This is a genomic window from Copranaerobaculum intestinale, assembly GCF_009831105.1.
Classification (GTDB): domain Bacteria; phylum Bacillota_I; class Bacilli_A; order Erysipelotrichales; family Erysipelotrichaceae; genus Copranaerobaculum; species Copranaerobaculum intestinale.
Window position 1 is genome coordinate 1 of record NZ_WUUQ01000012.1, and the last position, 633, is coordinate 633.

General features: G+C 35.2%; 1 protein-coding gene. It reads left to right on the forward strand.

Annotated elements, in window-relative coordinates:
* On the forward strand, nucleotides 1-623 hold a 623-nt coding region (locus tag GSF08_RS11465; protein WP_160625928.1), incomplete at its 5' end, for an IS30 family transposase.
* Nucleotides 624-633: the final 10 nt, after the last annotated feature.

Consider the following 633-nt stretch of genomic DNA (forward strand, 5'->3'; position numbering starts at 1 on the left):
TCAATATCCGAGTCCAAGACACCTGTTATAAACGCAGTAAGCGGAAAAAGAAGGTGAATGGTATGATGAATCATTTAGAATGGTATATAGCCAATAAGACGGTATTACCGATCAGTTTAAGACCAAAGCACATCGAAGATCGAAACGAATTAGGACATCTAGAGATCGATTCTATCATTGGCAAGAGGAATGAGTATTCATCGATCATATCGATCGTAGATCGATGTAGTAGAGTCGTATGGTTGATCAAAGCAGAAGCGAAACAAGAATACTATATCGCAAAGATAGTACGAGAGTACATCGAGAAGAATGAAATAGAAGTAAAGTCGATAACAGTAGATAATGGATTAGAATTCAAAGCAATGGGAATCGCAGCGAAGCGATTAGGGGTGAAATTATATAAATGTGATCCATACTGTTCATATCAAAGAGGAAGTAATGAAAGAATGAATGGCTTGGTGAGACGATATATACCAAAAGGAAGATCAATGTGCATGATCGAACAACAGTATTTAGATGATATAGCATTTAAAATCAATTCAATGCCTCGTAAAATGTTTGACTTTAAAACTCCTTATGAGGTAGAATTTCATAAATTACAATTTGGTGCGGTTGAGATTTGAATAAAGAAAA